Here is a 6399-nt window from a genome sequence, read left to right as displayed (position 1 = left end):
AGGGCTACGCGGCGGTGGGCGCCGGCGGCGGCGCGTCGCCGCGGAGCGCGACCCCGCCCTCGGGCTCGGTGCGCCTGGTCCCGCTGGACGACCCGTCCGCCAGTGGGACGACGTCGAGTACGTCGTCGCCGAAGCCGGACGGGAGCGGGGGGACCCAGACGACGACGCCGGGGAGCGCGCCCGGCTCGGGTAGTACGGGTACGAACGCTCCCGGAGGCACGATTCCAGGCCCCGGAGCCACGGCTCCCGCGCCAGGAACGCCCGGGACGCCGAGTCCGCCAAGTACGCCGAGCCCGCCCAGTACACCCGGCACTCCGGGCACCACGCCTCCGCCGCCCGGCCGGCCCGGCCCCGCCGTCCTCACGCTCTCCGCGCCCCTGCTCGCCGACGCCGACCGCCGGTGGTGCGAGCAGGTGACGCTCGCCTTCCGCAACACCGGCGGGACCGCGGTCGCTTCGGGTGCCGTCGCCTTCGAGACGCACATCATCGGGGCGCTCGGCATCGACTGGGCGACCATCGACTCGACCCAGCCGCTGCCCGCCCCGATCGTGGCGGGCGGGACGAAGAACCACACCTACACGGTCTGCGTGGACTCCTGGCGGGTCCCCCTCGGCATGCACATCGACACGCAGAAGGTCACCGCGACCTGGAAGTAGGTCCGGAAAGTGAAGTAGATCCGGGAAGCAGGGCCTTGAGTCAGGGCCTCAGCCCAGCGCGAGCCAGGCCACCGCGGCCAGGACCGCGATCGCGGCGATCACGCCGACGATCAGTCCGACCCGCGGGCCGGAGGAGGGCGCGGCCGGCTGGGAGGCCCGGCCCTGGGGGGCCTCGTCGACGAAGGCGCGGAACATCTGGGTGCTGCCGGAGGGGTCGTAGCTGCCCTCGGGGCCCTGACCCTGCGGTGCGTGGGGGTTGTGTGCCATGGGGAAGGACCCTAGCGAACGGGGGGTTCCGGCCCCAAGCCCCCGCCACCTCTCCCCCACACCCTCCGCCGCTCCCCCGCGCCCTTTGCCGATTCTTTAGCGCCGTTTGACCGTTTTAGTTTGCCTGGAGCAACCATCCATCTCTATGGTTGCCCTAAGCAACAAGATGCTTGGAGTGTCCGATGGAGACGCGGAACCGGAACCGCTACGAGAACCTCGCCCGCCAGGTGAGTGCCATCGGGGCGGTGAAACGGGGCCTCGCGCGCGTGCTGCCCGTCGAGTGTCAGGGCGGATCCGCCGCCGTCCTGGCCCTGCTGCACCACCACGGCGACATGCGGATGAGCCGGCTCGCCGAGCTCATGGCCGTGGACATGTCGGTCTGCAGCCGGCATGCCGCGCACACCGTCGAACACGGCTGGGTCGAGCGACTGCCCGACCCGGACGACCGGCGCTCCAGGATCCTGCGGCTCACCCCCGCCGGCCACGACATGCTCGACGAACTCGACCGGCGGGTGACCGAGACCTTCGCCCGCAACCTCGCCGACTGGTCCGACGACGACGTCGCCCAGCTCACCGCACTGCTCGCCCGCCTCCGCGACTCGTTCGGAGACTGCCGGGCCCACCACGCCTGAGACTTGAGAACAAAGGAAACCCATGGCTACAGCCACACCTGACAGCGGTGTGCGGGACGGCCTCGCCCAGCAGGGAGGAGCCGGTGACGCCGCTCCGATGACCCACCGGCAGATCATGGAGGCGCTCTCCGGGCTTCTGCTCGGCATGTTCGTCGCGATCCTGTCGTCGACGATCGTCTCCAACGCGCTGCCCCAGATCATCACCGACCTGGGCGGCGGCCAGTCCGCGTACACCTGGGTCGTCACCGCGGCCCTGCTGTCGATGACGGCGACCACGCCTCTGTGGGGCAAGCTGGCCGATCTCTTCTCCAAGAAGCTGCTCGTCCAGATAGCCCTGCTGATCTACGTCGCCGGCTCGGTCGTGGCCGGTCTCGCCCAGGACACCGGCATGCTCATCGCCTGCCGCGTCGTCCAGGGCATCGGCGTCGGCGGCCTGACCGCCCTCTCCCAGATCATCCTCGCCGCCATGATCGCCCCGCGGGAGCGCGGCCGGTACAGCGGCTACCTGGGCGCGGTCTTCGCCGTCGCCACCGTCGGCGGCCCGCTGCTCGGCGGCGTGATCACCGACACCGAGTGGCTCGGCTGGCGCTGGTGCTTCTACGTCGGCGTGCCCTTCGCGCTGATCGCGCTGCTGGTGCTGCAGAAGACCCTGAAGCTCCCGGTGGTCAAGCGCGACGTCAAGGTCGACTGGGCCGGCGCGTTCTTCATCAGCGCCGCCGTCTCCCTGCTGCTCATCTGGGTCACCTTCGCGGGCGACAAGTACGACTGGATGTCCTGGCAGACGGCCGTCATGGTGGGCGGATCGATCCTGCTCGGCGCGATCTTCGTGCTGGTCGAGTCACGGGCGAGCGAGCCGATCATCCCGCTCCGCCTGTTCCGCAACCGCACCATCACGCTGGCCTCGCTCGCCTCGCTCTTCGTGGGCGTCGCGATGTTCGCCGGCACGGTGTTCTTCAGCCAGTACTTCCAGCTGGCGCGGAACGAGTCGCCGACGATGTCCGGCGTCCTGACCATCCCGATGATCGCGGGCCTGTTCGTCTCGTCCACGGCCTCCGGCATGATCATCACCAAGACCGGCCGCTGGAAGGCCTGGCTGATCAGCGGCGGCGCGCTCGCCGCCGGCGGCCTCGGGATGCTCGGCACGATCCGGTACGACACGGAGTACTGGCACATCGCGCTCTTCATGGCGGTCCTGGGCCTCGGCCTCGGCATGATGATGCAGAACCTGGTGCTCTGCACGCAGAACCAGGTCGACCCCGCCGACCTCGGCTCGGCCTCCTCCGTCGTCACCTTCTTCCGTTCCCTCGGCGGCGCCGTCGGCGTCTCGGCGCTCGGCGCGGTCATGGCCCACCGGGTCACCGACTACGTCAAGGAGGGCCTCGCCGAGCTGGGCCCGAAGGCCGCGGCGGCCATGGGCAAGGGCGGCACGGGCGGCGGGATCCCCGACATGGACAAGCTGCCGGCCCCGATCCGCACGGTCATGGAGGACGCGTACGGGCACGGAGTCGGTGACGTCTTCCTCTACTCGGCGCCCTTCGCGCTGCTCGCCTTCCTGGTGACGCTGTTCATCAAGGAGGTCGCTCTGAAGAGCAACACGGTCTCCGCAGAGGAGAAGTAGAAAGACTCCCGGCCGCGCTTCGAGCGGAGGCGCGGCCGGGTCGTACGGAGCGGCGGGCAGGGGACGGCCCGCCGCTCCGTCATGTCTGCGGTCCTTCCGTACGGCTCCGCTCCGTCATTCCGGCGGTTCTTCCGTACGGGTCCGCTCGACCATGACCTCGATGCCCGCGATCAGCACGTCCAGGGCGTACTGGAAGTCGCGGTCCCAGATCTCGGTGACGCTGCCGTGCGAGGCCCGCTCGTCGAGGAGGTCGGTCATGTCCTCCAGGGCCTCCGTGAACTTCGGGTCCTCGCGGAAGGCCTCGATCGCGTCCGTGTAGAACTCGTCCTGGGACATGCCGGCCTGCTGGGCGTTGCGGCCGAACTGGGCCTCGATCGTTCCGTAGCCGTACACGAACTGGAAGACCGCCGACATCGCGCTCGGCTGGCGGGTCATCGGCAGGCCGGTGTCCTTGATCGCCTCCTGGATCTTGGAGCCGACGGCGATCGCGTTCGGGCCGATGTTCAGGTACTGGCCGGCGCACGTCGACATCCACGGGTGGCGGACCAGCATCCGGCGGTAGTCCAGGGCGAGCACCCGGATCCGGTCCGGCCAGCCGCCGGCGGCGTCCACCGCATCGAGGTCGATCTCCCCGTAGCCGGTGTCCACGGCGAACTCGATGATGTCGTCCTTGGTGTCCACGTACCAGTAGAGCGACATCGCGGTGACGCCCAGCTCGGTGGCGAGCTTGCGCATCGACAGCTTGGCCAGGCCCTCCTCGTCCAGCATCCGGATCGAGGCGGCCACGATCCGCTCCCGGTCGAGCCCGGCCGGGCCGCCCCCGCTGCGGGCGGCCCGGTTCTCCAGCCAGACGCTGGAACGCGCCGGATTCTTGGCCCTGTCCGCTGCCTTGACCATCGCGTTCCTCCGTCTTCAGGCTTCCGGGCCCATGCTATGCAGCCGTCGCCTTCTGCTCGGCCCCGGCGACCGTGTGCTCCGCCTTCTGCGCCGCCTTCTGCTCCGAGCGCTCGGCGCGCTTCAGGAGCGCCGCCGCCAGCAGTCCGCCGGCGAACACCGCTACCGCGCCGACCAGCTGACTGGTCTGCAGGCCGGAGGCGAAGGCGTCGGAGATCTGCTGCCGCTCGGCCTCGGTGCCGGCCGCGGCCAGGGCCGCCGGGAGCGAGGTCGCGGTGACGGTGACCAGCGCGGCGAACCGGGCGTTGAGGACCGCGCCGAGGATCGCGACGCCGAGGCCGTTGCCGAACTCGGCGAGCGTGCCGTTGACGCCCGCGCCGACACCGGCCTTCTCCGGCGGGATGGCGCTCATGATGGCGTTGGCCATGGCCGGGTTGGAGAGCGCGATGCCCGCGCCCATCAGGACCAGGCCGAGCAGCATGCCGGCGTACGTGCCGTCGGCGCCGCCGCCGAGCAGGGCGATCGAGGTGAGACCGCCGGCGACCAGGGTCAGGCCGAGAGCCACGGACGGCGGCGTGCCGATCTTCATGACCAGCTTCGGGCCGATGCCGGAGAGGTTGAGCACGACGATCGTCAGGGCCAGCGGGGCCATCCGCAGCCCGGCCTCCAGCGGCTCGTACCCGAGGACGAACTGCAGGTGCTGGGTGAGCAGGAAGAGCGAGCCGCCCATGCCGAGCATGACCAGGATCGCGCCGGCGACCGCGCCCACGAACTTCTGGTTGCGGAAGAAGTGCATGTCGAGCATCGGGTACGGGATGCGCAGCTCCCACAGCGCGAACGCGGCGAGGACGGCGACGCCGATGCCGGCCGGGACCAGCACCTGGGCGGAGGTCCAGCCGTGCTCGGGGCCGGTGATGATCGCGTACACGACGGAGGTCATGCCGATCGTGGAGAGCAGCGCGCCGAGCAGGTCGGGGCGGTCGCCCTGGGGGTTCTTGGACTCGGGGACCAGCTTGAGGACGGCGATCAGGCCGATCAGGGCCACCGGGATGTTGATGAGGAAGATCATCCCCCACCAGAAGTGGTTCAGGATCGCGCCGCCGATCAGCGGGCCGGCGGCGAAGCCGAGCGAGCTGATGGTGGCCCAGATGGCGATGGCCTTGACCCGCTGGGAGTCGTCGAAGATCTGCATGACGACCGCGAGCGTGGTGGTCATCAGGAGCGCGCCGCCGACGCCCATGCCCGCGCGGGCGGCGATCAGCTGCGCGGTGGACTCGGCGAGCCCGGCGGCGAGCGAGCCGAGGCCGAAGAGCGCGAGGCCGACGGCGAGGAGCTTCTTGCGGCCGTAGCGGTCGGCGGCGTTGCCCGCGGTGAGCAGCAGACCGGACTGGACGAGCGAGTACGCGTTGATCATCCACTGGATGTCGCTGGTGGACGCGTGGAGTTCGGCGGTCAGCGACGGGATCGCGACGCTCAGCACCGTGTTGTCGAGCAGCACGGTGAGCTGGGCGAGGCAGATCACGCCGAGGATCAGCCAGCGCTGCGGGTGACCGCCTCCGGTCGGTGCGGTGGGTTGGTTCTCGGCGGTCGTCGCCGTCATGGCTCCCCCTTGTACGGTGTACGGGACTCGATGTCGTACACCGTACAAGAGCTCTCGTACGCTGTATAGCGGTATTTTCTGGAGCCCAAACTTCCGCTTAGGCGGCCCTACTTCCGCTTGGGCGGCCCTACTTCCGGTTCAGCGGCCCTACTTCCGCTTCGTCAGGTCGTAGAAGGTCGCTCCGTCGACGGTGACCTTCTCGAAGGTGTCCTCGACCCACGCGGCGATCGCGCTGCTCGTGCCGCCGCCCGGGCCCCCGCCCATGCCGCCGCCGGACCCGACGAAGTAGTGGATCTTCCCCTGGGCCGCGTACTGCTTGAACTGGGCGAGGGTCGGGGACGGGTCGCTGCCGTTGAAGCCGCCGATCGCCATGACCGGCTTCCCGGTGGCGAGTTGGTAGCTGGCCGCGTTCTGCGCGCCGACCGCCGCGGCGACCCAGGTGTACGCGTCGGCGTCCTGCGCCAGGGCCGCCTTCGCCTTCGCGCCGACCGACGCGCCGTTGAGCAGACCGCCGGCGCCGCCGGGGCGTCCGGGGGCACCGCCGGGGCCGAACTGTTCGAGGACCGGCTGCCTGTTGCCGTCCCGACCGCCCTGGCCTCCCTGGCCGCCTTGACCGCCTTGACCGCCCTGCGGCGGCTGCATCTGCCCGGGTGCACCGCCGCCGGGAGCGCCGCCCGGCGCCTGGCCGCCCTGGCCGCCCGGGCCCTGCCCGTACGCCACGAACATCCTGCC

7 protein-coding genes and 1 pseudogene are annotated in these 6399 nt (G+C 70.6%); 4 read left to right on the top strand and 4 right to left on the bottom strand.

What is annotated here, in order from left to right; all coding sequences use genetic code 11:
• Both VIU94_RS27595 and VIU94_RS27590 read left to right on the top strand, forming a co-directional pair.
• Positions 1–193, top strand: a 193-nt coding sequence (locus VIU94_RS27595; protein ID WP_331915198.1) for a hypothetical protein, incomplete at its 5' end; no start/stop codon positions are given.
• A gap of 220 nt (positions 194–413) precedes the next feature.
• Positions 414–656 carry a hypothetical protein gene (locus VIU94_RS27590; RefSeq protein WP_331915196.1) on the top strand — a complete coding sequence of 81 codons (243 nt, stop codon included), beginning with the start codon at positions 414–416 and terminating at the stop codon, positions 654–656.
• Positions 657–704: 48 nt separating this feature from the next.
• Here VIU94_RS27590 and VIU94_RS27585 read toward each other — a convergent pair whose 3' ends face one another.
• Positions 705–923 carry a hypothetical protein gene (locus VIU94_RS27585; protein WP_331915194.1) on the bottom strand — a complete coding sequence of 73 codons (219 nt, stop codon included), beginning with the start codon at positions 921–923 and terminating at the stop codon, positions 705–707.
• 182 nt (positions 924–1105) lie between these two features.
• Between VIU94_RS27585 and VIU94_RS27580 the strand changes: the two genes are divergently transcribed.
• Both VIU94_RS27580 and VIU94_RS27575 read left to right on the top strand, forming a co-directional pair.
• Positions 1106–1555, top strand: coding sequence for a MarR family winged helix-turn-helix transcriptional regulator (locus tag VIU94_RS27580; protein ID WP_331915192.1), 450 nt, complete (start codon positions 1106–1108; stop codon positions 1553–1555).
• A gap of 97 nt (positions 1556–1652) precedes the next feature.
• Positions 1653–3149 (top strand): annotated as a pseudogene (locus VIU94_RS27575) (MDR family MFS transporter); the annotation flags it as partial.
• A 138-nt stretch (positions 3150–3287) separates the two neighbouring features.
• Here VIU94_RS27575 and VIU94_RS27570 read toward each other — a convergent pair.
• The 3 genes from VIU94_RS27570 to VIU94_RS27560 all read right to left on the bottom strand — a co-directional run.
• Positions 3288–4070 (bottom strand): TetR/AcrR family transcriptional regulator, encoded by a 783-nt coding sequence (locus tag VIU94_RS27570; RefSeq protein WP_331915188.1) that lies wholly within the window; start codon positions 4068–4070, stop codon positions 3288–3290.
• 34 nt (positions 4071–4104) lie between these two features.
• Positions 4105–5667, bottom strand: a complete 1563-nt coding sequence (locus VIU94_RS27565) for an MFS transporter (protein ID WP_331915186.1) — start codon at positions 5665–5667, stop codon at positions 4105–4107.
• A 147-nt stretch (positions 5668–5814) separates the two neighbouring features.
• On the bottom strand, positions 5815–6399 hold a 585-nt coding region (locus tag VIU94_RS27560), incomplete at its 5' end, for a mannosyltransferase YkcB-related protein (RefSeq protein WP_524540644.1).

The sequence above is a fragment of the Streptomyces sp. genome (assembly GCF_036566765.1).
Taxonomy (GTDB): domain Bacteria; phylum Actinomycetota; class Actinomycetes; order Streptomycetales; family Streptomycetaceae; genus Streptomyces.
The sequence above is the reverse complement of the archived record's forward strand: the minus strand, read 5'-3'. Positions and strand labels throughout refer to the sequence as shown.